This is a genomic window from Cohnella thermotolerans DSM 17683 (assembly GCF_000429825.1).
Taxonomy (GTDB): Bacteria; Bacillota; Bacilli; order Paenibacillales; family Paenibacillaceae; genus Cohnella; species Cohnella thermotolerans.
This window is the reverse complement of sequence record NZ_KE386955.1, coordinates 190,234-212,323: the sequence shown is the minus strand read 5'-3', so window position 1 is coordinate 212,323 and position 22,090 is coordinate 190,234. Positions and strand designations below refer to the sequence as shown.

Here is a 22,090-nt window from a genome sequence, read left to right as displayed (position 1 = left end):
GGGAGCAGGTGAGGATAGGTTGCGAAAGGCGAAACGGGAGGAACGGCGGGCTGCGGCTTACCTGTTGCCTCCGGTATATTCGTTTGTCTCCCTTCGTCATCCGCAATCATCTTCGGCGCCTCCACTGGTCTCCCATCGGGCCTTTGCAATCCCCCTTCGCCATCCCGTTTGTCCGGTCTTATCCTTAGGGGATGGGATAGTGGGAGGAGCCGCGAAAAAAGGCCCGGGACGCGAAAAATTTCCCGGCGGAGCAGCGGACATGGACCGAGGCGCCTCCAGCCCGGAACGTCCCCCGGCAAAACTTGGGCGCGCGAGGGTGGACGTGACTCTCTCTTGTGTTATAATAACTCTGTTATACGAACGATGGAAAATGCCTTAACGGGAACCCCCAAGCCAAGGAGTGTCCGAAAAACATGTTCAAGCTGAGTGAAATCAAAGAACTGATCAAATTGGTGGATCAAACGTCCATTCATGAATTGGAGATCGAGAACGAAGGAGCCAAGCTGGCGATCCGCAAGCCGGGCAAGACGGAAGTCGTCAACGTGCAGGCCGCGCCGATCGCGCCGGCATACGTTCCCGCACCGGCCGCTCCCGCTCCCGCCGCGTCTCCGGAGCCCGCAACTGCGGCGCCTGAATCCGACGGAGCGGCGGCAAGCCGGGCCGGACTTCATACGATCGTCTCCCCGATGGTCGGAACGTTCTACCGCGCGCCGTCTCCGGACGCGCCGCCTTTCGTCCATACGGGCGACAAAGTGACGGAGAAAACGGTCGTCTGCATTCTGGAAGCGATGAAGCTGATGAACCCTCTGGAAGCGGAAGTGAGAGGCGAAATCGTCGAGATTCTGGTCGAGAACGGCCAGCTTGTCGAATTCGGCCAGCCGCTGTTCCTCGTCAAGCCGGAATAATCGTCGATTGTGCTTAAGCTTTTTAAAGAGACGCCGGTGACATCAAAGGGGGATTTCTTGCCTTGAAAATTCAGAAGATATTGGTGGCGAACCGCGGCGAGATCGCCGTCCGCATCATTCGCGCGTGCCGGGAGCTCGGCATCGCGACCGTGGCGGTTTATTCCGAAGCGGACCGCGAATCGCTTCACGTCCGCCTGGCCGACGAAGCGTACTGCATCGGGCCTACCGCCTCCAAAGACAGCTATTTGAACCTCACGAACATTATGAGCGTCGCGACGCTGACGGAATGCGACGCCATCCATCCCGGATACGGGTTTCTGTCCGAGAACGCGGATTTCGCCGACATTTGCGAATCTTGCAACATTGTCTTCATCGGACCGTCCGCGGACGCGATCAGCCGGATGGGCGACAAGTCCGTCGCCAAGCAGACGATGAAGGAAGCGGACGTTCCGGTCATTCCCGGCTCGGACGGCCTGGTGGAGAGCGTCGAGGAGGCGGTCGCCGTCGCCCGTTCGATCGGCTATCCGGTCATTATCAAAGCGACGGCCGGCGGAGGCGGGCGCGGCATTCGGCTCGCGGAAGATGAAGAAGCGCTCGTCCGCGAGATTACGACCGCCCAGCAGGAAGCGCAGAAGGCGTTCGGCAATTCCGGCGTCTATCTCGAGAAGTATTTGACGGGCATGAAGCACGTCGAAATTCAAATTATCGCCGACAAGCATGGAAACGTTTGCCACCTTGGCGAGCGCGACTGCTCGGTGCAGCGCCGCCGGCAGAAGCTGGTCGAGGAAGCGCCCTGCCCGGTCATGACGCCCGCGCTGCGCGAACGAATGGGGCAAGCCGCCGTTCGGGCGGCCAAAGCCGTCGATTACTCCGGAGCGGGGACGATCGAATTTTTGCTCGGGCCGGACGGCCAGTTCTACTTCATGGAAATGAATACGCGCATCCAGGTCGAGCATCCGGTCACCGAGATGGTGACGGGCATCGATCTGATCAAGGAAATGATCTCGATCGCGGAAGGCAATCCGCTCTCCTTCACCCAGGACCAAGTCCGTTTCGACGGCTGCGCGATCGAATTCCGCATCAACGCGGAGGACCCGGACCGCAACTTTATGCCGTCTCCCGGCCGAATCGGCTTCTATTTGCCGCCGGGAGGCCCCGGCGTGCGCGTGGACAGCGGCGCTTATCCGCAATATATGATTTCGCCGCACTACGATTCGATGGTCGCCAAGCTGATCGTGTGGGCGCCGACCCGCGCCGAAGCGATCGCCCGCGGCCGGCGTGCGCTCGGCGAATTTATGGTGGAAGGCGTCAAAACGACGATTCCGTTCCATCTGAAGCTGCTCGAGCACCCGATTTTCAACAAGGGCACCTTCGATATCAAGTTTCTGGAGGAGCACGATATCAACGATCCGGCCGAATTCGAAAGTTAAAATCGGTTCGACGGATACGAGGTTTGTCATAAATCTTCGGCAATGCTATAGTATGAATAGTGAAATGGATGCCGCTTGACCGCGGCATTCATCGCATGGAGGAGGTGGATTTGAGAGATGGAAACATTGGTGCCTGATTACGAACGGACCGAGATGGGAACCATTCAAATCGCTCCAGAAGTCATCGAAGTGATCGCCGGGCTGGCGACGGTCGAGGTGGAAGGCGTAGCGGGAATGAGCGGAGGCATATCTTCCGGCATCGCCGAGCTGCTCGGCCGCAAAAATTTGTCCAAAGGCGTCAAGGTTGAAGTCGGACAGCGCGAAGCCGCCGTCGACGTCAACATTATCGTGGAATTCGGCAGGAAGATTCCTGAGATTGCCGCGGAGATCCAGCGCAACGTCAAGCGTTCCATCGAGACGATGACGGGCCTTAACGTCGTCGAAGTGAACGTACATATTCACGATGTGCATTTCAAGCAGGCTGAGAAGCCGGAGGAAGAAGAATCGCATACGCGAGTCCGATAACGCGGCCGCTCAGGTTTGATCCCTTGGCGGGCGCGACGCCTTCGGCTAGCGGATGCCGGCGCCGTGGTGCCGTCCCCTTGAGCGGGGACGGTCATCAGGCGCTTTTTCCGCAAGTCGGGGGCCATTTGTTTGTCATGACTGGAGGAGACGTCCGTTGATCAAAGTGTTGGACAGGCTGCTATTGTTCGTTTACAGCTTGGCGGTCGGAGCGGCGGCCGTCGTGGCGATCGTCGCCGCGTGCGGAGGCTTCGACATAAACTTTCTGAAGGACACGGTCGTCGAGGAAGCCGCCGGGGGAGACGCCGTCGTGCAGACGACGGTCATCGCCGCCGCCGCCGTGCTTCTGCTCATCAGCCTGCGGTTTTTCGTCGTCTCCGTCAGACGGGGCGGCAACCATTCGCCTTCCATCAATCAGCGCACGGAGCATGGCGACATCCGAATCTCCGTCGAGACGGTCGAGAACATCGCGCTCAAGGCGGCTTCCCGCACCCGCGGCGTGAAGGATTTGCGAGCCCGCATACGCGCCGCCGAATCCGGCTTGCAAGTGACGATCCGCGCCTTCGTGGACGGCGAAACGCCGATTCCGACCTTGTCCGAAGAGATGCAGAAGACCGTCTCCGAACAAATCGAGGCGACGACGGGCATTCCGGTAGCGGACGTCTCGATCTTCATCGCCAACGTGACACATGCGCCAGCCACGTTCAAAAGCCGCGTGGAATAGGGAGGATCGCCGCCAATGTGGAAAAACTGGTGGGAGACCTACGGCGGGCGCACGACCGGCGTAGCCGCGGGACTTTTTTTCTTTCTTATCTATTCGCTTTGCGGGTTTTGGGATATGCTGTTCTGCGCGTTGCTTGCCGGCATCGGCTATTGGATCGGCAAGAATCGAGACGACAAACGCGGACCGATCGTGCCTTGGGGGCGTCTGACCGACTGGTTGACGGACCGTTGGCCGTGGCCCCGCTGACTGCGGATCGCATTTTTTTGATTACACGAACATTGGACCGGAGGATTCATGAGACGCAGATTGGCTAGAGAAATCGCGGTACAAAGCTTGTACCAAATAGAGATGAACGGCGTCGACGGACAGACGGCCGTCGATATCGTGATGGAGGAAGCGCGTCACGACAACGAGATCGAGGCGGACGTCAGCGGCTTAAGCGGCATCGACGCGTTCACGCGCGAATTGGTGGCCGGCGTGCAGGACAAGCGGGCGGAGATCGACCGCGCGCTGGAGCGCGCTTTGACCGGCTGGCAAGTGGACCGCCTGTCGCGCGTCGACCTGCAAATTTTAAGGTTGGCCGCATTCGAGCTGCAGTTCCGGCCGGACGTGCCGCCGAAAGTCGTCGTGAACGAAGCGATCGAGCTGGCGAAGCATTTCGGCACGGAGGAGTCGGGCAAATTCGTCAACGGCGTTCTCGGCCGAATGATCCGCGAGCGCCAGGGCCAAACGGCGGCGGAGGAGCGCGGGCAGACGGGGACGAAGACGAACCAGGAGGGAAATGCGGAGTGAGCGGGCAAATCATCGACGGCAAACGCATATCGGATACGATTCGCGAGGAGATCAAGCGGGAGACGGCCGAGCTTGCGGCCCGCGGCATTCGGCCCGGGCTGGCGGTCGTGCTCGTCGGGGAAGATCCCGCATCCCAGGTGTACGTGAGGAATAAGGCGAAGGCATGCGAGGATCTCGGCTTCTATTCGGAGGTTCACCGGCTTCCGGCCGATACGTCGCAGGAGAACCTGCTCGCCCTGATCGGCCGGTTGAACGAGCAAACCGGCATTAACGGCATTCTCGTGCAGCTGCCGCTTCCGAAGCATATCGACGAGAAGGCGGTCATCGACGCCATCTCGGTGGACAAGGACGTCGACGGCTTCCATCCGGTCAGCGTCGGCAACCTGACGATCGGCGACGATTCGCTGCTCCCTTGCACCCCGGCCGGCGTCATCGAGCTGCTGAAGCGGACGGGCAACTCGCCCGCAGGCAAGCACGCGGTCGTCATCGGCCGAAGCAACATCGTCGGCAAGCCGGTCTCCCTTCTGCTGCTGCGGGAGAACGCGACGGTTACGATCGCCCATTCCCGCACGCCGGATCTGCCTGCGCTCGCGCGGCAGGCCGACATTCTCGTCGCCGCGGTCGGCGTGCCGAAGCTCGTCAAGAAGGATTGGGTGAAGCCCGGCGCTGTCGTGATCGACGTCGGCATCAACCGGCTGGAGACCGGGAAGCTGTGCGGCGACGTTGACTTCGACGACGTGGCACAGGCGGCCGGCTGGATTACGCCGGTTCCGGGAGGGGTCGGCCCGATGACCATTACGATGCTGATGTCCAACACGCTGAAGGCGGCGAAGCGGGCGCACGGCATCGGGTAACGAAACTATTCTATTGCTGGCGTTCCGGCGAGGAAGCGAGGCGGGGAGAGATGGAACCGGCACGCGTGCTGAGCATTCGCGACGTCAATCGATATATCAAGATGAAGCTGGAAGGGGACTCGCAGCTTCAGGACGTGTGGTTGCGGGCGGAGATTTCGAATTTCACGCGCCATTCCAGCGGTCATATGTATTTTACGCTCAAGGATGAGAGCGGACGCTTGAAAAGCGTCATGTTCGCCTCCCACAACCAGCGCCTGCCGTTCATGCCGAAGGACGGCATGAAGGTGCTGGCCAGGGGAGGCGTGTCCGTCTACGAGAGGGACGGGCAGTACCAGTTTTACGTGACGGCGATGCAGCCGGACGGCATCGGCAGCTTGTATCTCGCGTTCGAGCAGCTCAAGCGCAAGCTCGAAGCGGAAGGGCTGTTCGCGGAAGCGGCCAAACGCCCGATTCCGCGCTATCCGAAGGCGATCGGCGTCATAACGTCGCCGACGGGAGCCGCCGTGCGCGATATTCTCATTACGCTGCAGCGGCGTCATCCATCGGTGCCGGTTTACCTGTATCCGGCATCGGTTCAGGGGAAGGCGGCGGCGCCTTCGATCGTCCGGGCGATCGCCGCGATGAACCGGCTTGCCGAAGTCGACGTGCTCATCGTCGGCCGGGGAGGCGGCTCGCTCGAGGAGCTGTGGGCGTTCAACGAAGAATCGGTCGCCCGCGCGATCCGGGCTTCGGCCATCCCGATCATCTCGGCGGTCGGCCACGAGACGGACTTCACGATCGCCGATTTCGCGGCGGATCTTAGAGCCGCCACGCCGACCGCGGCGGCGGAACTGGCCGTTCCTCATGCCGCCGAGCTGCGGCAAGGGATTCGATCGCTGGAGCTGCGCATGGCGAAGTCGCTCCGGCTGCTGCTCGCGAGCAAGCGCGAGCGCTGGCAGCGGGCGGCGCGCTCGCCCTTCTTCACGCAGCCTCGCCGGGCGCTGCTCGCGAGGGCCGAGCAGCTCGACCGGTTGCGCGACCGCCTGCGGTATCGCGCGGAAGGGCATATCGCGCGGGCCCGCGAACGGCACGCGCGGCTGGCGGGCCGTCTGTCCGCGGCCAGTCCCGCGGAGCAGGCGGCCTACGCGCGCAAGCGGGCCGAGCGGGCCGCGCGCGGGCTCGAGCTCGCGATGCGCGGCTTGCTGCGCGAGCGGCAGAAGGGCTTCGGCGCGCTCGTGCGCCAGCTGGACGCGCTAAGCCCGCTCAAGGTGATGGCCAGGGGCTACAGCCTCGCCTACGACGAGAACGAGAAGACGCTCATTCGCAGCATCGCCGACGTCCAGCCCGGCGATTTGATCAAAGTGCGGCTGGCGGACGGCAAGCTGGATTGTCAAGTATGGGGATTGCACGGGGAGGAGATCGCGGATGGGAACTAATGCGGAGACGAACGCGGCGGGGGACAAGCAGACGCCGGGAGGCGCGGAAAGCGCGATCTCGTTTGAGGAAGCGATGGAGCGGCTGGAGCGGATCGTCGCCCGGCTGGAGAACTCGGACGTTCCGCTCGAGACGGCGATCGAGCTTTACCAGGAAGGGATGGCGCTGTCTCGCATTTGCGGGCAGAAGCTCGAGCAGGTCGAACGGCGCATCGAGATGCTGGTGGAAGACGAGAACGGCCTGCAGCGCAAGCCGTTCGCTCCCGTGCGCGAGGAGTTCAGTGCCGACAAAGGAGAGTAGCCGGAAGTGATGCAACAGGAATCGATGGCGATCGGCCTCTATATGCAGAAGCGGCGGGAGAGGGTCGAAGAGGCGCTGAAGAACGCCATTCCCGCCGATTGGCGCATTCCCGCCCGCTTGCGGGAAGCGGCTCTTTATTCCCTGGAAGCGGGAGGGAAGCGTCTTCGGCCGATTCTTGCGCTCGCAGCGGCCGAAAGCGTATCCGGCGACGAGAAGGACTGCGAACGGGCGATGCCGTTCGCGACGGCCGTGGAAATGGTGCATACGTATTCGCTTATCCATGACGATTTGCCGGCTATGGACAACGACGACTATCGCCGCGGCCGCCCGACGAACCACAAGGTGTTCGGGGAAGCGATGGCGATACTGGCGGGAGACGGCTTGCTGACGCACGCTTTCTACGTAGCCTCGCAGGCGGTCGCCCTGGGCGTTCCGGCGGACCGCACGCTTGCGGTCGTCGCCGAGCTCGCCCGGTTCGGGGGGCTGCCCGGCATGGTAGGCGGCCAGGCGGACGACATGCAGGGCGAGCAGGGCATCACCTCGCTCGAGCAGCTGGAGAACATTCACCTGCACAAGACGGCCGACCTGATCGCTTTCTCGCTGCGTGCCGGAGGGCATGCGGCGGAGGCTGGCGGCCGGCAGCTGGACGCGCTCGGGTTGTTCGGGCGCAACGTCGGCCTCGCTTTTCAAATTCAAGACGACATCCTGGACGTGACGGGGGACGAAGCCAAGCTCGGCAAGCCGCTCAAAAGCGACGAGCGCCAAGGCAAAGTCACCTATCCTTACCTGATCGGCCTGGAAGAGAGCCGCAAGCGCGTATCTTCGCTCACCGAGGAGGGGATCGAGGTGCTGTCGGCAGCGGGTCTGGCGCGCCCGGATTTGCTCGTCGGCATCGCCCGTTCCATGATGCGGCGGGATCATTGATCGCCTCTTAAGCAGCCCCGAGACGCCGATCGGATCGGCCTGAAGCGTTCCTTCTCCCGCGAGCCGCGGGAGAAGGAACGTTTTTTTGCGACAGCAGAGCGGTTAACGCTGGAACCCGGCTTTTCCGCGCCGCGGTTCACAGGATGAAGACGCTCGTGCAAAGAGTTGCCGTCGTTTTTGTCGCCCCGAAGCCGCGTCCGCAGCATGCGAATCGCCGTCCGCGTCGAACTTTCCCGAAAATGGAAGTCTTGGCCTTGGGCTTTGAATTCCGAGTATGCTATAATAGGCGTAATATCCAACATCAAGGAGACGGAACCGTTCGCTTCGGCCCAATGAAGCGAAGCACGTCAAATTCGGGGAAAGCGGTGAACTACGTGCTGCTCGATCACATAGACAGTCCAGCGGACTTGAAAAAGCTCGCTTTGTCCGAGCTTCCGCAACTGGCACAGGAAATCCGACAATTTCTCATCGAGAAGCTGTCCGCGACCGGAGGCCATCTGGCGCCCAATTTGGGCGTGGTGGAGCTGACTCTGGCGCTGCATTATTTGTACGACAGTCCCAAGGACAAATTGATTTTCGACGTCGGCCATCAGGCGTACGTCCACAAGATGCTGACCGGACGGATGGATCGCTTCCATACGCTTCGCCAGAAGAACGGCTTGTGCGGCTTCGTCAAGCGGGCGGAGAGCGAGCACGACGTCTGGGAGGCCGGCCACAGCAGCACGTCCCTGTCGGCGGCCATCGGCATGGCGCTGGCCCGTGACCTGAAGGGCGAGAATAACAAAGTCATCGCCGTTATCGGCGACGGAGCGCTGACGGGCGGCATGGCGCTGGAAGCGCTCAACCATATCGGCCACGAGAAGCGCAAGCTGACCGTCGTGCTCAACGATAACGAGATGTCGATCGCGCCGAACGTCGGCGCCCTGCACAATTACCTCGGCAAAGTGCGCTCCGACAAAACGTACCGCAAAGCCAAGGAAGAATTTGAAGCGCTGCTGCGCAAAATACCGGCGGTCGGCGGCAAGCTGGCCAAGACCGCGGAACGTTTCAAGGACGGACTGAAATATTTGGTCGTGCCCGGCATGCTGTTCGAAGAATTCGGTTTGAAGTATTTCGGGCCCGTGGACGGACACGATGTCGAGAAGCTGCTGGACACGTTCCGCCAGGCCGATAAAGTGGACGGCCCCGTGCTCGTGCACGTACTGACCGTCAAAGGCAAAGGCTATTCGCCCGCCGAAGCCGATTCGCTCAAGTGGCACGGCATTACGCCTTACAAGATCGAATCCGGACAGGTCGTCAAGCCGGTCGGACCGCCGATGTATACGGAAGTGTTCGGCAACGCGCTGATCGAACTGGCGGAGAAGGACGAGCGCATCGTCGCCGTCACGCCGGCGATGCCGGCCGGATCGGGGCTGCTGGGCTTCGAGAAGCGGTTCCCGAACCGCATGTTCGACGTCGGCATCGCCGAGCAGCACGCCGCGACGATGTGCGCGGCGATGGCGTTGGAAGGGCTGAAGCCCGTGTACGCCGTTTATTCCACGTTCCTGCAGCGGGCGTACGATCAGGTCGTGCACGATATTTGCCGCCACAACGCCAACGTCATTTTCGCGATCGACCGCGCCGGCTTTGTCGGTCCGGACGGGGAGACGCATCAGGGCGTCTACGATATCGCCTTTCTGCGGCACATCCCGAATCTGGTGCTGATGATGCCGAAGGATGAGAACGAGCTGCGCCGCATGCTGAAGACGGCGGTCGATTACGACGACGGTCCGATCGCCGTGCGGTATCCGCGCGTGAACGGTCTAGGTGTTCCCATGGATGAAGATCCTCAGCCGATTCCGATCGGCAAGTGGGAAGTCGTCCGCGAGGGCGACTACGCGGCCGTGCTCGCGATCGGGCCGATGGTGCAAGTGGCCGAAGAAGCGGCCGAACTGCTCAAGCGCGAAGGGATCGGCATCCGCGTCGTGAACGCCCGGTTCATCAAGCCGCTTGACGAAGAGATGCTGCTGTCGCTGGCGCAGGAGAGGCTGCCTCTGCTCGTTCTCGAGGAGACGGCGGTGGCCGGCGGCTTGGGAAGCGCGGTGCTGGAATTTTACGCGCTGCACCAGATCCAATCGATGTCCGTCAGCTTGGCGGGCATTCCCGACCGCTTCATCGAGCATGCTTCCATTAAAGAACAGCGAATCGAAGCGGGGCTTACGGCCGAACATGTGGCGCAAGAGCTGCGCGCCAAGGTGGCGCGGGTGCGCCAGAAGGCGACGTGACCGAGAAGGCATGACAGCGATCGGGAAGGAACGTTTGGACGTGCTTTTGGTGGAGCAAGGGTACTTCGAAAGCCGGGAGAAGGCGAAAGCCGCCATCATGGCGGGACTCGTTCTGGTCGGCTCGGAGAGAATCGATAAAGCGGGCACGAAGGTGCCGCGGGATGCGGCGATTACCGTCAAAGGCGCGCCCCATCCCTATGTAAGCCGCGGCGGGCTCAAGCTGGAGAAAGCCATCCGGCATTTCGGCATCGACCTGGAAGGGGCGGTTATGCTCGACATCGGCGCCTCGACCGGCGGCTTTACCGATTGCGCATTGCAGCACGGGGCTTCGTTTGTTTACGCGCTGGACGTCGGTTATAATCAATTGGATTGGTCCCTGCGCCAAGACAAGCGGGTTTGCGTGATGGAGCGGACGAACTTCCGCCACGTGACGGCGGAGCACTTGCAAGGACCGCGTCCGGGCTTCGCGACAATCGACGTCAGCTTTATTTCGCTGAAGCTGATTCTGCCCGCCCTCAAGCCTCTGCTGGCGCCGGGCGGCGGAACCGTCGCGTTGATCAAGCCCCAATTCGAAGCGGGACGCGAGCAAGTCGGCAAATCGGGCGTCGTGCGGGATTCTTCCGTGCACGCCGCCGTCGTGAAGGACGTGCTCTTGTTCGCGAATGAGCTCGGATTCGAGCTGCAAGGCCTGACGTATTCCCCGATTACGGGAGGCGAGGGCAACATCGAATTTTTGGCGTACTGGAAGTTGGGCGACGCGGCTCCGTCTGAGGAGCAAGTCGCCGCCGGCAAGCTGGCGCAGCTTGCCGACCGCACGGTACAGGAAGCGGCTGCCGCGTTTCGCGGAATCCGCGATTAAATTCGCACATCATCCCTCGGGATTTCATGCCCGGAGCTGCCGAAGAACGGCCGGATTTGATAACGGTTCGCTCTAGCCGATCAGCTCCGGTTTTTTTCGGTTTTACCGGGATGGAGGAAAAGAATGGCCTTGCCTCGAAGTAGTTAGAACGGCCGTTCAGGCGACGTTCTCGCGAAGAGGTGGGCGGAGATGGCAAAATTCGGCGATTGGTTCGTCTTTTTGGTGGCGGTGTTTTTGCTCCTCTGGTGGATCTGGCGCCGCTTCAATCACTGGCTGCACGAGCCGCCCGGATACCGGCTTCGCAAGCTGGCCAAATCGGGAGAAGTCGAACCGGACGAGGCGGTGGCGCTGCTGGAGCAGCAGGGCTACGAAGTGCTCTCCGGCAAGCACCGGATTCCGCTCGGCGTAGCGGTCGACGACGGGCCGCTCCAGCCGACCCGCCTTTACTTCGATTACCTTGCGGCCAAAGAAGACAAGTATTACCTGGTTAAACTGGATAAATCGCGCCGGCCGATCGAATGGACGGCCAGCGGACTGAGGGAACGGCTGCTCGTCTACGCGCTGCTGTTCCCGGAATGCGAAGGCATTATTATTGCAAACCTGAAAGATCAATGGCTCCGAACGGTGCGGTTCCAAGTGGAGGATGAGAACGGATGAAAGGGCAAAGGCAGAGGAAAATCCGCGAATTGATCGGTTCCAGGGAGATCGAGACGCAGGAGGATTTGGTCGAAGCATTGCGCAGCGAGGGCGTGAACGTAACCCAGGCGACCGTCTCGCGGGATATCAAAGAGATGCAGTTGATCAAAGTGCCGCTGGAGGACGGCCGGTACAAATATTCCATGCCGCAGGACCAGCGGTACAATCCGGCGATGAAGCTCAGACGCGCGCTCGTGGACCATTTCGTCAACGCCGAGGCGGCGGACAACCTCGTGGTGGTCAAATGCTTGCCGGGAACGGCGAACACAATCGCCTCTCTGATCGACGGAATGGATTGGCCCGAAATTATGGGGTCGATCAGCGGGGACGATACCACCTTGCTGATTTGCCGTTCGAAGGAACAAGGGGCCCAATTGGTCGAGAAAATCCACGAAATGATTCGCTGATTGCCGTTGTCGCATCGCTAGGGGAGGGGTTGTTGCATGCTTCAGGAGCTGTCCATCCGCAATTTGGCCGTCATCGAACAGGTCACGGCCAAATTTCATCATGGCTTTCACGTCCTGACCGGGGAGACGGGCGCGGGCAAGTCGATCGTTATCGACGCGCTTGCCTTGATTGCGGGAGGCCGGGGTTCGGCCGATATGATTCGCCACGGCTGCGATCGGGCGGACATCGAAGCGGTGTTCGACTTGCCCGCCGGGCATCCCGTATGGGAGACGCTGCGCCGGCTTGGCATCGAGGCCGAGGAAGAGGAGACGCTGCTGATCCGCCGGGAATTGAACCTGCAGGGCAAATCTACCGCGAGAATTAACGGCCAAAGCGTGACGCTGTCGATGCTGCGGGAAGTCGGCGAGCATCTGGTCAACATTCACGGCCAGCACGAGCACCAGTCGCTGCTCCGCACCGAGCGTCATCTCGAATGGCTGGATCAATACGCGGGAGACGCGATTGCGGAAATCAAGAACGAATACCAGGTTCAATTCGATAAGTATCAGCGGCTTGTGCGCGAACGCAGAGAATTGGAAGACACTTCCCGCCAGCAAATGCAAATGCTCGACCTGTACCGCTATCAGTTGGAAGAGATCGCCGAAGCGCGGCTCAAGCCGGGCGAAGACGAAGCGCTTCAGGAAGAGCGGCGCAAGCTGACCCACGCCGAGAAGCTGGCGGAGTCCGCCGCCGAAGCCTACGATTTATTGAACGGACCGAAGGGGCTTGCGGCCATCTCCAGAGCCGTCTCCAAGCTTGAGGAGATCGTCAAGGTGGATCCCGGCACCGTACAGCCGCTGCTCGAACAGCTTCAATCCGCTTATTACGCAGCGGAGGATGTCGTTTTTCAATTAAGAAGCTATCGCGAAGGCATCGAATTCAATCCGCAGCGGCTTGCCGAGATCGAGGACCGTCTCGATCTGCTCCATGGGTTGAAGCGCAAGTATGGAGAGACGATCGCCGATATTATTGCCTATAAGGAGAAAATTCAATCGGAGACGGAGAAGCTGGACAATCGGGAGGAAAGGCTCAAGGAGCTGTCCGAGCAGGAACGCCGGCTGCACGGGGAGCTGACCGAACGGGCCGACTTGCTGTCCGCCATCCGGCGCGACGCCGCCAAACGGCTGTCCCGCGCGATCGAGAGCGAGCTCCGCGACTTGCAGATGGAGCGGGCGGTATTCGAGGTCAAGCTGGAGCAAGGCCCCTTGACCGCTACAGGCAGCGACAATGCCGAATTTCTGCTGTCGACCAACCCCGGCGAACCGCCCAAGCCGCTGGCCAAGATCGCCTCGGGCGGCGAAATGTCACGCGTCATGCTTGCGCTGAAGGCGATTTTCGCCCGCATCGACCGGATTCCCGTGCTCGTCTTCGACGAAGTGGACACCGGCGTCAGCGGCCGTGCGGCGCAGGCGATTGCGGAGAAGCTCTCGCTGCTGTCGGCTTCTTGCCAGGTGTTCGCCATTACGCACTTGCCGCAAGTCGCTTGCATGGCGGACCACTCTTATGAAATCAGCAAAAGCATCACGAAGGACGGACGGACCTCGACGTCCATCCGCGAGCTTCAAGGAGAGGAACGCGTGGAAGAGCTCGCCCGAATGCTGGGCGGTGTGGAAGTAACGGAAAAAACCCGACATCACGCGCAGGAAATGCTGGTCCTGGCCGAACGCCAAAAAAACGCGTAACGACGCGAAAAACGCCATATTCAAGGAAGCTTTTCGGGAACATAAAAGCAGGAGGGCGCGGTTACCTTATAGGTACGTTGCCGGCCGAATTCGGAGCCGGGAAAGACTGTAAGGGAGCGTGGGATTTTGAACCGGAAGCTCATCATGCGACGCAGCTTCGGCATCCTTCTCGTTATCTTCTTGTGTCTGGCTGTCACCTCCGCTCCGATTCGTCATTATGCCGCGTTTCCGAACGAGCTGCGGCTGTTCCAGGGACAGGCAAAGCATCTGAAATACGCGATGCCGGTGCATGCTCAGGCCAGTCTCAATCCGGAAGTGGCGGCGGTCAACGGCGTGAGCCGCTCGACGTTTCCGGTCGATTTGAACCGGCCGTTATCGATTGAACCGAAGACAAGCGGTGTGACGGAGCTTAAGCTCAAGCTTTTCGGCAAAATTCCTTTCAAAACGGTCAAACTGCAGGTTCTTCCGGATTTGCGGGTCGTACCCGGCGGCCAGACGATCGGCGTTAAGGTCAAAGCGGCCGGCATTATGGTCGTGGGCCATCATCTGGTGCAGACGGGACCGAACACCCGCCAGTCGCCCGGCGAAGACGCCAAGCTGAAGTTGGGCGATCTGATCGTCGCCATCAACGGACAAGCGCTGAACGATGTCACGAAGGTGGCGAAGCTTGCGAACGAAGCGGGCAAGTCGGGCAAACCGCTGCAGCTCGATGTCCGGCGCGGCAAGTTGCTTTTTAGAACGTCGTTGTCTCCGTCATTCGACCAGGAAGATCAGGTATGGCGGCTCGGTTTGTACATTCGGGATTCCGCCGCCGGCGTCGGAACGCTGACGTTCTATGCGCCCGATCAAGGCGTGTACGGCGCGCTGGGCCACGTCATTACCGATATGGACACCCAAACGCCGATCTCGGTAGGCAGCGGACAAATTTTGCAATCCAACGTGCTCTCGATATCCAAAAGCCAAAGCGGCGAACCCGGAGAGAAGCGGGCGACGATCAACAAGGAAGGGAAGACGCTGGGCAACGTCGAGAAGAATACTCCATTCGGGATTTTCGGCAAAATGAGCCACTTGCCCGATCACGGCTTGCACATGGAGCCGGTACCGGTGGCGTTCGCGGAGGAGGTGGAGGAAGGCCCGGCCGAGATCTTGACGGTCGTCAACGGCCAGAAGGTCGAGCGGTTCAACATTCAGATCGTGCACGTCGCCAAGCAGACGACGCCGGCCACGAAAGGCATGGTGATCCGCATTACCGATCCGAAGCTCCTGGAGCGAACCGGCGGCATCGTGCAAGGAATGAGCGGCAGTCCGATTCTGCAAAATGGGAAGCTGGTCGGGGCGGTCACCCACGTATTCGTGAACGATCCGACTTCCGGATACGGCTGCTTCATCGAATGGATGCTGCAGGACGCGGGAATTATGCTTCAACAGGGACAAGAGCAGGCGACATCTAAGGCGGTTTAGCGCCTTGGGTGTTTGCCTTTTTCAACCATCCGACGTTGGGCATTGTTGAAACGATTGTCGAAAAAATGCGAAAAAACACGTGAAATGACATAAAATATTTATTATATTCGATATCATAAAAAAAATAAAGAAAAAATTTCCGCGCAAGAAGGAATTGCTTTCCCGTATGTCGAATTCGGATACCATAGGAACGCATGAGCGTCCCGGAGCGTTTCCTGAACCCATCATCTCAATTGTCAGAAAGGGAGGACCAGACCTTGCAGCGGATTGAAGTATTTCTGGCTGACGACAACCGAGAATTTACTAACCTGTTGTCCGAGTATATTGAAGAACAGGAAGATATGACGGTCATCGGCGTGGCGTACAACGGAGAAGAAGTCATCCGCCAGTTGGAGGAGAATCGGCTCGTTCCGGACGTAATGATTCTCGACATCATTATGCCCCATTTGGACGGCCTTGGCGTTCTGGAAAAGTTGCGGGAGCTGAATTTGACGCCCAGCCCCAAGATTATTATGCTGACCGCCTTCGGTCAGGAGAACATAACGCAGCGAGCGGTTCAACTCGGCGCTTCATACTACATATTGAAGCCGTTCGATATGGATGTGCTGGCCAACCGGATTCGGCAATTGGCAGGCTCCGCCACGACGACCGCATCGACTTCCGTCATCACTTCGCCCATCGGTGCGAGCCGTTCCAATATCGTTCCGATCGGCAAGCCGAAAAATTTGGACGCCAATATTACGAGCATCATTCATGAGATCGGCGTTCCCGCTCACATCAAGGGTTATCAGTATTTGCGCGAAGCGATCACGATGGTGTACAACAACATCGAGATTCTCGGCGCGATCACGAAAACGCTGTACCCGGCGATCGCGGAGAAGTTCAAGACGACGCCGTCCCGCGTTGAACGCGCCATCCGCCACGCAATCGAGGTGGCCTGGACGCGCGGCAACATCGACAGCATCAGCCATCTGTTCGGGTACACGATCAACATCAGCAAGTCCAAACCGACCAACAGCGAATTCATCGCGATGGTCGCGGACAAGCTGCGGATCGAGCACAAGGTGAGCTGAAAGAAGGAAGAATAGTGAAAAAAAAGCCGACCCGGCGGGCAGATTGCCTTGCATGGGTCGGTTTATTTATAAGCAAATAGTTGCTGCGAACCGGACTTCTTGAACAACAGCCCGGCTATTCATTCGTCGACGCGCCCTTCTCTTCCAGCACCTGCTCGACTTTGGCGATATGCCGAGCCATGCGGGCTTCGGCCTGCTTCGCGTCGCCTTCGGCGATCGCTTCGAAAATGGCGCGATGCTCCTCGAGCAGCCGCTTCGCGGTGGAACGCTCGGCGTAAAACCAGAGCGCCCGCGTGTCCCGCATGCTGTCGTGAAGCCGATGGGCGAGCGACTCCATCAGCTGAATGAGCAGCGGATTGCCGGTTGCGGCGGCGATGCGCGCGTGGAACCGGACGTCGGCCTGCTCGTTAAACGCTTCGTCGTCGAGACGCGCTTCCATGCCGTCCAGGATCGCCGACAGCTGATCCACATCGTCCTGCGTCCGGTTGGCGGCCGCCAGCGCGGCGCAGCCGGTTTCCAGCAGCCGCCTCACCTCGAGAACGTGGCGAAGCGACAAAGCCCGGTCGGCCCAAGCTTCCGGATGGAGCATGGACGGATGCTTCGGCTCGGCGTTCGGCCGAACCGCTTTTACGAATGTGCCTCCGCCTTGGCGAATGTCGAGCATGCCCATCGCCTTGAGCGCGCTCAGCGCCTCCCGCACGGTCGAACGTCCGACGCCGTACCGCTCCGCCAGCTCCACCACCGAAGCCAGCCGGTCCCCTGGGGCAAGAGCGCCTTCCTCCAGCTGTTTTTTCAAATCGTTCATAACCCATTCGTGGCTTTTTAACGGACGTTGATCGTTCATAGTCGCTCCTTTGCCGCCATCAGCTTCGGTTCAAGACAAACGAACGAAAAATAACGGCTTCTCGCTGCTCTTATTTTAGTGTATACTACAAATCGACGAAAGTCATCAGATGACCTGATGAGATTGTTTCTATTGTTCCCGGAAAGGAAGTGTCCGGCTTGCTGCCCGAACCGGCCAAACGCGAACTGATCGCCATACTCGGCGATGACGGCTTCAAAGACGATCCGCAATCGCTCGTTACCCACTCCTACGACGGCACGCCGATGCAGCAGGCGCTGCCCGACGCCGTCGTCTATCCGCGCGGCACCGCGGAAGTGTCGGCGGTCATGAAAACGCTGTACAACCACCGCATCCCGGTCGTCAGCCGGGGGTCGGGCACCAATCTGTGCGGGGGGACCGTTCCCGTTCAAGGCGGCGTCGTCATGGTCATGCACCGGATGAACCGGATTGTGGGGATCGATCTGGAAAATTTGGCGGCGGTCGTCCAGCCGGGGGTGAATACGAAAGCGTTCGCCGCGCACGTGGAAAGCCTCGGTCTGTTCTATCCGCCGGACCCGAGCAGCATGGCCGTCTCGACGATCGGCGGCAACATCGCGGAGAACTCGGGCGGCCTTCGCGGCCTCAAATACGGCACGACCAAGGATTACGTCATCGGCCTCGAGGCGGTGCTGGCGAACGGCGATATTATCCGGACCGGCGGCAAGCTGATGAAGGACGTCGCCGGCTACGACCTGACGAAGCTGCTCGTCGGCTCGGAAGGCACGCTCGCGATCATCACGGAGGCGACGCTGAAGCTCATTCCGCCGCCCAAGGCGAAAAAGACGATGCTCGCCATGTACGCCGATCTGTACGACGCGGCCCGCACCGTGTCCAAAATTATCGAGAACCGCATCATTCCGGCGACGCTCGAAATTCTCGACAACCCGACGATCCGGGTCGTCGACGATTTCGCGAAGCTCGGCCTGCCTCGCGACGCGGAGGCGATGCTTCTGATCGAGCAGGACGGCGAGCCGGAGACGGTCGAACGCGACATCGCCCGAATCGAGGCGATCTGCCGCGCGGAACGCGCCACGGAGGTGAGCGTAGCGAAGTCGCCGGAGGAGGCGCTCAAGCTGCTGACCGCGCGGCGGAGCGCATTTACCGCGCTCGCCCGGCTGCGGCCGACGACGATTCTCGAGGATGCGACCGTGCCGCGGTCCAAAATCGCCGACATGGTGCTCGCCATCGGGCGGATCGCCCGCAAGCACAACGTCAGCATTTGCACGTTCGGCCATGCCGGCGACGGCAACCTGCATCCGACGGCGACGACCGACGCCAGGGATCATGACGAAGTGGTCCGCGTGGAAGAGGCGTTCGCGGAAATTTTCGAGGCGGCGATCGAGCTGGGCGGCACGATTACCGGCGAGCACGGCGTCGGCGTCGTCAAGGCGCCGTTCCTCGAGTGGAAGGTGGGGGCGGCCGGCATCGGCGCGATGAAAGCGATCAAAGCGGCTTTCGATCCGTACAATCTGCTGAACCCCGGCAAAATGTTCGCGAAGGAAACGCGCAAAAGGGTGGTGCTTCAGCGTGGCTAATCCGCAGCTTGCTTCCCAATTGAAAATCCGGCTGGACGAAGACCAGCTTACGAACTGCATGCGCTGCGGCTTCTGCCTGCCGGCTTGCCCGACGTTCCGCGAGACGGGCGTGGAGGCCGAATCGCCGCGGGGGCGGATCGCGCTTATGAAGGCGGTTGCCGACGGCCTGATGGAACCGGACGAAGCGTTCGAGGAGCAAATGAACCATTGTCTCGGCTGCCGGGCCTGCGAGCCCGCTTGTCCGGCCGACGTCAAGTACGGGCGGCTGCTCGAGCAGGCGCGCGACGCGATCGAGGATCATACGCGGCGTCATCGCCTGTGGGTGAAGGGCGTGCGGCGCCTCGTCTTCAAGGAGTTGTTCCCGAAGCAAAGCCGGATGCGGCTGGCGGGCAAAGCGCTGCACGCCTATCGGGTCTTTGGGCTGCAGCGCCTCGCGCGACGAACGGGCGCGCTGAAGCTTCTGCCGAGGCAGCTCGCCGACATGGAGCGCATTTTGCCGGCCGGCTCGGGCCGCGGTGTCGTCGAACGGATCGGCGAGCGGCATCCGGCCAAGGGCGAGAAGATCGCCACCGTCGGGCTGTTCCGCGGCTGCCTGATGGATACGCTGTTCACGGAGACGAACGTGCATACCGTCGAACTGCTGACGGAAGCGGGCTTCGAGGTCGTCATTCCGAAGACGCAAAACTGCTGCGGCGCCTTGCACGCCCATAGCGGGGAAGCGGAAGGCGCTCGCGACCTGGCCCGCCGCAATATCCGGGCGTTCAAGGAGGCGGGCGTCGACTTCATCGTCTCCAATGCCGGAGGCTGCGGGGCGATTCTGGTCGAGTACGACCATCTGCTGCACGAGGACTCGGATGATCGCGAAGACGCGGCCTGGTTCGCTGAACGGGTGAAGGATGTCAGCGAACTGATCGTCCGGTACGGGCGCGTTCCTTCGTTCGGCCCGCCGGAGTCGGAGTCCGGGGAGGAGCGCGCGGCTTCGGGGTCGGAGCGTACGGGGGCGGCTGACGCTCCGCTTCGCATCACGTACCAGGACTCCTGCCATTTGCGCAACGTCATGCGGTCGTCGGAAGCGCCGCGGACGCTGATGCGACGGGTCGAGGGCGTGGAGTTCGTCGAGATGTTCGAAGCGGACCGCTGCTGCGGCTCCGCGGGCATCTACAATTTGACGCAGCCGGAGATGGCCAACCGTATTTTGGAGCACAAAATGGAGCACGCAAACGCGACGCAAGCGCATTATTTGCTGACGAGCAACCCGGGGTGCCTGCTGCAAATGAAGCTAGGAGTCGAGCGCCATGCCGCAGGAAGCGGGATGCGCGTCTTGCATATCGTCGATTTCCTGCATGAGCGCATGAAGCGGGATTACCAGTCTACGGTCTGAACGAAAAGGGATTAGCCCGGCCAGCGGAAATTACGCTGCAAGCCCCGTGTGCCGGCTGCAATCCCGCTCGCTATAAGCGACAAAATCGGCTTGCAGCTCCGCGCGCCGGCACACAACCGTCCCCCCGCAGGCTCACATCCTCCGCGTCCCCTCTCCCCCCGCTTCTTCCCTTCATCCCCGCACTTTTTGTTCACGGAATGACATGAAAGCGCCTCCAATTAGTGATCGTACAAAAAGCGCGCCAATCGAATTGACCGCCTTTTCGGCGTTGATTAAATTAAGGTTACGTTTTTAGCCTTCATTCAAAACCGATTATCGACGAAACGCCGAAAGGGGAGGACGAATTTGTCTCATAGGTCCAGCAAACCGATAACCGGCACGAAGACGATGGTGGTCAGCCCTCATTATTTGGCATCCGCAGCGGGAGCCCGGATTTTGCAGAAGGGAGGCAACGCGTTCGACGCCGCCGTGGCGGTCAGCGCTTGTCTCGCCGTCGTCTATCCGCATATGACCGGGCTGGGAGGCGACGCCTTCTGGCTGGCGTACAGCCGCGCGGACCGGGCGGTCCGCGCATACAACGCGAGCGGCCGCTCGGGCCGGCTGGCAACCCGCGAGCGCTTTGCCGGCGAAACGTCCATTCCGCAGAGAGGAGCCCACAGCGTCATTACGGTGCCGGGGATGGCGGACGGCTGGGACGCGGTGCTCAAAGCGTACGGCCGGCTGTCCATGGCGGAGGTGCTGGAGCCGGCTATCGGCTACGCGATGGACGGATTTCCGCTGTCGCGCGACCAGCATGAGACGACGGCGAGCCGCTTCGGCGTTTTGCAGGAGCAGCCGGTTACGGCGGCCATCTATTTGCCGAACGGAAGCGTACCCGCGATCGGCAGCCGGTTCGTCCAGAGAGAGCTTGGGGCCAGCCTGCGGGCGATTGCCGCCCAGGGCAAGGACGCTTTCTACAAAGGGGAATTGGCCCGCAAAATCGTCCGGTACCTGAGCGAAAGGGATGGCCTGCTCACGATCGACGATTTCGCGGACCATTCGGGGAAGTGGGTCGAGCCGATTACCGGCACATACCGGGGCCATGAGCTGTATCAGGTTCCCCCGAACTCCCAGGGCTTCACCGGCATTATGGCGCTGCAAGCGCTGGAGCACTTCGATTTGCGGGCGGCCGGACATGGCACGTTCGATTATTACCATCCGATCATTGAAGCGCTCAAGCTAAGCTTCCGCGATCGCGACCGCTACCTGACCGATCCGGACTTCGCCGAGGTGCCGCTGAACCGCCTGTTGTCCAAGGACTACGCCGCACAATTGGCCGGGGCGATCGACCGCAGCCGGGCTTCCTCCGTCGCGACGCGGCCGGTCGGCAGCGATACGGCCTACGCCGCGGTCGTGGACGAAGACGGCAACGCCGTCTCTTTTATCCAAAGCCTGTACTTCGAATTCGGCTCCGCCGTCACGGCCGGGGACACCGGCATTTTGCTGCAGAACCGCGGCTCTTTCTTCTCGCTCGATCCCGGTCACGTCAACCGGCTGGAGCCGAACAAGCGCACATTCCATACGCTGATGCCGGCCATGGCTCTCCGGGAGGGCAAGCCGTTCCTGCTGTACGGCACGCAAGGCGGAGAAGGGCAGCCGCAGACGCAGACGGCCATCGTTACGCGCATCGTCGATTTCGGCATGGATCCGCAAACGGCGGTATCGGAACCGCGCTGGGTATGGGGAAGAACGTGGGGCGAGCAAACGCAGGATTTGAAAGTGGAGAGCCGGGTGTCGCCGGAGACGATCGACGCCTTGAAGCGGGCGGGGCACGCGGTCCGAACGGTCGGCGATTTCGACGGGATCGTCGGCCACGCGCACGCGATCGTCATCGACGAGAACGGCTTCCGTTCCGGCGGGACGGATCCGCGCTGCGACGGCGCGGCGGTCGGATGGTAGGAAGGGG

21 protein-coding genes are annotated in these 22,090 nt (G+C 61.0%); 20 read left to right on the top strand and 1 reads right to left on the bottom strand.

The features are described from left to right. The first annotated feature begins 413 nt into the window (after positions 1-413). From accB to spo0A, 17 genes are all read left to right on the top strand, one after another. Entirely contained in the window at positions 414-905 is a 492-nt protein-coding gene (accB, locus tag G485_RS0118665) for an acetyl-CoA carboxylase biotin carboxyl carrier protein (RefSeq protein WP_027093768.1), read from the top strand. 62 nt (positions 906-967) lie between these two features. Next, positions 968-2,335 (top strand): acetyl-CoA carboxylase biotin carboxylase subunit, encoded by a 1,368-nt coding sequence (gene accC / locus G485_RS0118660; RefSeq protein ID WP_027093767.1) that lies wholly within the window; start codon positions 968-970, stop codon positions 2,333-2,335. 117 nt (positions 2,336-2,452) lie between these two features. Continuing rightward, a complete protein-coding gene (locus G485_RS0118655; protein WP_027093766.1) occupies positions 2,453-2,860 on the top strand; it encodes an Asp23/Gls24 family envelope stress response protein in 408 nt (135 codons plus the stop codon). Between the two features lie 154 nt (positions 2,861-3,014). Beyond that, positions 3,015-3,581 carry an alkaline shock response membrane anchor protein AmaP gene (gene amaP, locus G485_RS0118650; RefSeq protein WP_027093765.1) on the top strand — a complete coding sequence of 189 codons (567 nt, stop codon included), beginning with the start codon at positions 3,015-3,017 and terminating at the stop codon, positions 3,579-3,581. A 15-nt stretch (positions 3,582-3,596) separates the two neighbouring features. Further along, positions 3,597-3,827 carry a DUF2273 domain-containing protein gene (locus tag G485_RS0118645; RefSeq protein WP_027093764.1) on the top strand — a complete coding sequence of 77 codons (231 nt, stop codon included), beginning with the start codon at positions 3,597-3,599 and terminating at the stop codon, positions 3,825-3,827. A gap of 48 nt (positions 3,828-3,875) precedes the next feature. Beyond that, on the top strand, positions 3,876-4,373 hold the full coding sequence (nusB, locus tag G485_RS27295; RefSeq protein WP_051318399.1) for a transcription antitermination factor NusB: 498 nt from the start codon (positions 3,876-3,878) through the stop codon (positions 4,371-4,373). Beyond that, positions 4,370-5,227 (top strand): bifunctional methylenetetrahydrofolate dehydrogenase/methenyltetrahydrofolate cyclohydrolase FolD, encoded by an 858-nt coding sequence (gene folD, locus G485_RS0118635; protein WP_027093763.1) that lies wholly within the window; start codon positions 4,370-4,372, stop codon positions 5,225-5,227. The genes nusB and folD overlap by 4 nt, the downstream gene beginning before the upstream one ends. Positions 5,228-5,277: 50 nt before the next feature. After that, positions 5,278-6,642 (top strand): exodeoxyribonuclease VII large subunit, encoded by a 1,365-nt coding sequence (xseA, locus tag G485_RS0118630; protein WP_027093762.1) that lies wholly within the window; start codon positions 5,278-5,280, stop codon positions 6,640-6,642. Further along, positions 6,632-6,940: an exodeoxyribonuclease VII small subunit gene (xseB, locus tag G485_RS27290; protein WP_027093761.1), complete on the top strand. Its 309-nt coding sequence runs from the start codon at positions 6,632-6,634 to the stop codon at positions 6,938-6,940. The genes xseA and xseB overlap by 11 nt, the downstream gene beginning before the upstream one ends. 9 nt (positions 6,941-6,949) lie before the next feature. Beyond that, positions 6,950-7,864, top strand: coding sequence for a polyprenyl synthetase family protein (locus G485_RS0118620; protein WP_027093760.1), 915 nt, complete (start codon positions 6,950-6,952; stop codon positions 7,862-7,864). A 374-nt stretch (positions 7,865-8,238) separates the two neighbouring features. After that, positions 8,239-10,128, top strand: coding sequence for a 1-deoxy-D-xylulose-5-phosphate synthase (dxs, locus tag G485_RS0118610; protein WP_027093758.1), 1,890 nt, complete (start codon positions 8,239-8,241; stop codon positions 10,126-10,128). A 10-nt stretch (positions 10,129-10,138) separates the two neighbouring features. Further along, a complete protein-coding gene (locus G485_RS0118605; RefSeq protein WP_027093757.1) occupies positions 10,139-10,987 on the top strand; it encodes a TlyA family RNA methyltransferase in 849 nt (282 codons plus the stop codon). 189 nt (positions 10,988-11,176) lie between these two features. Further along, entirely contained in the window at positions 11,177-11,644 is a 468-nt protein-coding gene (locus tag G485_RS0118600) for a hypothetical protein (RefSeq protein ID WP_027093756.1), read from the top strand. Beyond that, positions 11,641-12,090 carry a transcriptional regulator AhrC/ArgR gene (gene ahrC / locus G485_RS0118595; RefSeq protein ID WP_027093755.1) on the top strand — a complete coding sequence of 150 codons (450 nt, stop codon included), beginning with the start codon at positions 11,641-11,643 and terminating at the stop codon, positions 12,088-12,090. The genes G485_RS0118600 and ahrC overlap by 4 nt, the downstream gene beginning before the upstream one ends. 36 nt (positions 12,091-12,126) lie before the next feature. Beyond that, positions 12,127-13,812 (top strand): DNA repair protein RecN, encoded by a 1,686-nt coding sequence (gene recN / locus G485_RS0118590; protein ID WP_027093754.1) that lies wholly within the window; start codon positions 12,127-12,129, stop codon positions 13,810-13,812. Positions 13,813-13,956: 144 nt separating this feature from the next. Next, a complete protein-coding gene (gene spoIVB / locus G485_RS0118585) occupies positions 13,957-15,273 on the top strand; it encodes a SpoIVB peptidase (RefSeq protein WP_035157213.1) in 1,317 nt (438 codons plus the stop codon). 257 nt (positions 15,274-15,530) lie between these two features. Then, positions 15,531-16,346, top strand: coding sequence for a sporulation transcription factor Spo0A (gene spo0A, locus G485_RS0118580; protein ID WP_027093752.1), 816 nt, complete (start codon positions 15,531-15,533; stop codon positions 16,344-16,346). Between the two features lie 115 nt (positions 16,347-16,461). Here the strand turns inward: spo0A and G485_RS0118575 are convergent, their stop codons facing one another. Next, positions 16,462-17,190 (bottom strand): FadR/GntR family transcriptional regulator, encoded by a 729-nt coding sequence (locus G485_RS0118575; RefSeq protein WP_027093751.1) that lies wholly within the window; start codon positions 17,188-17,190, stop codon positions 16,462-16,464. Positions 17,191-17,348: 158 nt separating this feature from the next. Between G485_RS0118575 and G485_RS0118570 the strand changes: the two genes are divergently transcribed. From G485_RS0118570 to ggt, 3 genes are all read left to right on the top strand, one after another. Next, positions 17,349-18,764 (top strand): FAD-linked oxidase C-terminal domain-containing protein, encoded by a 1,416-nt coding sequence (locus tag G485_RS0118570; RefSeq protein ID WP_027093750.1) that lies wholly within the window; start codon positions 17,349-17,351, stop codon positions 18,762-18,764. Continuing rightward, positions 18,757-20,145 (top strand): (Fe-S)-binding protein, encoded by a 1,389-nt coding sequence (locus G485_RS0118565; protein ID WP_027093749.1) that lies wholly within the window; start codon positions 18,757-18,759, stop codon positions 20,143-20,145. The genes G485_RS0118570 and G485_RS0118565 overlap by 8 nt, the downstream gene beginning before the upstream one ends. Before the next feature lie 387 nt (positions 20,146-20,532). Continuing rightward, positions 20,533-22,083 carry a gamma-glutamyltransferase gene (ggt, locus tag G485_RS0118560; protein WP_051318409.1) on the top strand — a complete coding sequence of 517 codons (1,551 nt, stop codon included), beginning with the start codon at positions 20,533-20,535 and terminating at the stop codon, positions 22,081-22,083. Positions 22,084-22,090 lie beyond the last annotated feature (7 nt).

What these genes read in the sequence shown, in the direction of transcription:
- ahrC (WP_027093755.1), top strand. Translation starts at nt 11,641, where the DNA reads ATGAAAGGGCAAAGGCAGAGGAAAATCCGCGAATTGATCGGTTCCAGG.
- G485_RS0118600 (WP_027093756.1), top strand. Translation starts at nt 11,177, where the DNA reads ATGGCAAAATTCGGCGATTGGTTCGTCTTTTTGGTGGCGGTGTTTTTG.
- ggt (WP_051318409.1), top strand. Translation starts at nt 20,533, where the DNA reads ATGGTGGTCAGCCCTCATTATTTGGCATCCGCAGCGGGAGCCCGGATT.
- G485_RS0118575 (WP_027093751.1), bottom strand. Translation starts at nt 17,190, where the DNA reads ATGAACGATCAACGTCCGTTAAAAAGCCACGAATGGGTTATGAACGAT.
- G485_RS0118645 (WP_027093764.1), top strand. Translation starts at nt 3,597, where the DNA reads ATGTGGAAAAACTGGTGGGAGACCTACGGCGGGCGCACGACCGGCGTA.
- G485_RS0118655 (WP_027093766.1), top strand. Translation starts at nt 2,453, where the DNA reads ATGGAAACATTGGTGCCTGATTACGAACGGACCGAGATGGGAACCATT.
- nusB (WP_051318399.1), top strand. Translation starts at nt 3,876, where the DNA reads ATGAGACGCAGATTGGCTAGAGAAATCGCGGTACAAAGCTTGTACCAA.
- G485_RS0118620 (WP_027093760.1), top strand. Translation starts at nt 6,950, where the DNA reads ATGCAACAGGAATCGATGGCGATCGGCCTCTATATGCAGAAGCGGCGG.
- xseB (WP_027093761.1), top strand. Translation starts at nt 6,632, where the DNA reads ATGGGAACTAATGCGGAGACGAACGCGGCGGGGGACAAGCAGACGCCG.
- G485_RS0118605 (WP_027093757.1), top strand. Translation starts at nt 10,139, where the DNA reads ATGACAGCGATCGGGAAGGAACGTTTGGACGTGCTTTTGGTGGAGCAA.
- recN (WP_027093754.1), top strand. Translation starts at nt 12,127, where the DNA reads ATGCTTCAGGAGCTGTCCATCCGCAATTTGGCCGTCATCGAACAGGTC.
- spoIVB (WP_035157213.1), top strand. Translation starts at nt 13,957, where the DNA reads ATGCGACGCAGCTTCGGCATCCTTCTCGTTATCTTCTTGTGTCTGGCT.
- accB (WP_027093768.1), top strand. Translation starts at nt 414, where the DNA reads ATGTTCAAGCTGAGTGAAATCAAAGAACTGATCAAATTGGTGGATCAA.
- xseA (WP_027093762.1), top strand. Translation starts at nt 5,278, where the DNA reads ATGGAACCGGCACGCGTGCTGAGCATTCGCGACGTCAATCGATATATC.